The organism is Chitinophaga sp., assembly GCF_036566945.1.
Classification (GTDB): domain Bacteria; phylum Bacteroidota; class Bacteroidia; order Chitinophagales; family Chitinophagaceae; genus Chitinophaga.
In genome coordinates this window covers 1-2,753 of record NZ_DATCVJ010000563.1, presented here as the reverse complement: position 1 = coordinate 2,753, position 2,753 = coordinate 1, and the positions used below count along the sequence as shown (strand labels likewise).

Genomic DNA, 2,753 nt, shown 5'->3' with positions numbered 1-2,753 from the left:
ATTAATACGAACGATACAAATTGATCCGGAAACGAAGCTGGGTGTGTGGAAGATAACAGAGGCCGAAGCTTTTTTCCGGGAGAAGGTAAACATCAGCCCATCGATTCATCATCCGCATAAGCGCCTCCAGCACTTTGCGGGCAGATACCTGCTGGTAACGCTTTTTCCGGCGTTTCCCATTCATCAGATTACCGTGAGGAATAGCCGTAAACCAGTGCTGGTATGTGATAGCTATCATTTTTCTATTTCTCATTGCGGCGACTATGCGGCGGCTATTGTAAGCACCAAAGCAGCAGTAGGCATAGATATTGAAGAGGTGAAGCAAAAAATTGAAAGGGTATCTCATAAGTTCCTGTCGCCGGCAGAAAGATCGTTTATAGATCCGGCACATGAACTGCCTCATAAAACAATCTGCTGGAGCGCCAAAGAAGCGATGTTTAAGTGGTACGGACTGGGAAGCGTTGATTTTAAAGAGAATATGAGACTGCATCCCTTTGTTTATCAACAGGCTGGCTTTATTACGGCCGATTTTAACAAAGAGGATACAAATACGCGGTTATATTTGCAATATATTATGGAAAATGACCTATGCCTGGCATGGACTCATCCTGCGTGAGGAAAGAATTTATTAAGCACTGTTGCGTTATTTATGAAGATATATTTACTCGGTTTTATGGGTGCCGGAAAATCCTATTGGGGTAAACAACTGGCAGATCACCTGAACCTTCCTTACTACGATCTGGATGAAGTGATTGTAGAAGCGGAAGAAATGGCGATTGCCGATATTTTTTCGTCCAAAGGAGAAGATTATTTCCGGGACAAGGAAAGTAAGCTGCTCCGCGATTTATCTGAACAGGAAAGCTTTCTGATCTCTTGTGGTGGTGGGACTCCCTGTTTCCAGGAGAACATGGATTTTATGAATGAACATGGCACGACTATCTGGATCAACCCTTCGCTGGAAGCCATGGTAGAACGTCTGCAACGCAAAAAGTTCAAACGCCCGCTGATAGCCGATGTGGAAGACGATGACCTGATCAGCTTTGTAGAAAAGAAAATGGCGGAACGCCTTCCTTTTTATCAGCAATCCAGGCATATAATTACATCTGATAATATTTCATTGGATACCTTTACGCAAAATTTATAGCATGCATAAAAGTTTTTTAGTTTGGGCGGCGATATTTGGTGCATTGGCAGTCATCTTAGGTGCATTTGGTGCGCATAAGCTGAAAGAGCTGGTACCGGCAGATACCGTATCTACTTTTCAGACAGGCGTTACTTATCAGTTCTATCACGTATTTGCTTTAATTGCCACCGGTATTCTTTTTGCACAAATCCCCGGCGCTCAGCTGGAATGGGCAGGCAGATGTTTTATTATCGGTATTGTGTTATTCTCCGGTTCCCTTTATGCCATGACTATGCTCAAAATGACGGGCAACGTAGGTTTAAGAGGAATTGGTATCATTACACCTATTGGGGGTGTATTCTTTATCGCCGGCTGGATTAGTCTCCTGCTGGGCGTTTTAAAATTAAAAGCATAAAAGAGGAACGCGTATATGTATAAAGGTTTTTGGGTGTTGGTGCTGGGTGTGCTGGTAAGTTCAATGGCGATGGCACAGGATAATACCGGTATCGCCGGCAAATGGTACGGTACCTTTAAACGTTACTACGGCGATAAATACCGCATGGTAGTGCAACTGGAAAAGGACGGCGCCGGTGGATATAAAGGACATATCGAATTACCCGACCTGGCAGATAGCGAAACGTTTGAACTGGAAACGGTTGTTTACCGGAAAGACACCCTGCTCCTGCGCATAGACGAAGTCCGGTTTTCATATGCCGGCGTATGGGATCCGGCCACGCAACAGTTTAAAGGAATTTCCAGCTTTGGCGGCGATGAAAACCAGGTAGATCTGGGTCGTAAAGAAATCACCAAAGCAGACCTGTATAAGCGGCCACAGGAACCAAAACCTCCTTATCCTTATCATACGGAAGAAGTTAGATTTAATAATATAAAAGACAGTGTTTCCCTCTCCGGTACTTTTACCCGTCCTGCTGCTGCCGGCAGATACCCGGTAGTGGTGATGATCAGCGGATCGGGACCACAGAACAGGGACGAGGAAATAGCAGGTCATAAAATGTTCCTGGTACTGGCAGATTATTTTGCCCGGAATGGTATTGCATCGCTGCGGTTCGATGACCGGGGCATAGGTAAATCTACCGGTGATTATTATGCGGCCACCATTACTGATTTTGCACATGATGTGAGCACCGCCATGGGCTATCTGAAAACAAGAAGAGATATAGACCCACTCACCGTAGGCTTGCTGGGACATAGTGAAGGTGGTATTGTAGCACAGATCGTAGCTGCAAACAATCCCGGGGTAGCTTTTGTAATATCCATGGCGGGCGTCGGATTAAATGGGCGGCAACTGATAGATCAGCAAATGGCGATCAAACAAAGTATGGCAGGCAAGTCTGATAGCTTTATTGTGGCCGATCGCCAACGCATGAAGCCTTACTGGGACCTGCTTGCAAGCGATAGCAGTATGGAGGTGATCAGACCCCGGGCGGAAAAAATTATCAGGGAATTATACCGTAGCTCCGACGAATCCGTTAAAAAGGAAATGACCGAAGCCGAGATGGTGAATAACGCCAGCCTCAGCCCGGAAGCAATATCAATTTTGAAATACAATCCATTAACGTACCTTAAACAGATCAAATGTCCGTTTATGGCGATTAATGGAACGCAGGAT

General features: G+C 45.3%; 4 protein-coding genes. All 4 read left to right on the top strand.

Going from position 1 to position 2,753, the window contains the following annotated elements:
- Positions 1-616, top strand: a 616-nt coding sequence (locus VIP81_RS17120; protein WP_331963495.1) for a 4'-phosphopantetheinyl transferase family protein, incomplete at its 5' end; no start/stop codon positions are given.
- 33 nt (positions 617-649) lie between these two features.
- Positions 650-1,144, top strand: coding sequence for a shikimate kinase (locus VIP81_RS17115; RefSeq protein WP_331963492.1), 495 nt, complete (start codon positions 650-652; stop codon positions 1,142-1,144).
- A gap of 1 nt (position 1,145) precedes the next feature.
- The gene (locus VIP81_RS17110) at positions 1,146-1,538 is read left to right on the top strand and encodes a DUF423 domain-containing protein (RefSeq protein ID WP_331963489.1); all 393 of its coding nucleotides are present in this window, start codon (positions 1,146-1,148) and stop codon (positions 1,536-1,538) included.
- Positions 1,539-1,553: 15 nt separating this feature from the next.
- The coding region (locus tag VIP81_RS17105) for an alpha/beta hydrolase family protein (RefSeq protein WP_331963486.1) at positions 1,554-2,753 on the top strand (1,200 nt) is incomplete at its 3' end.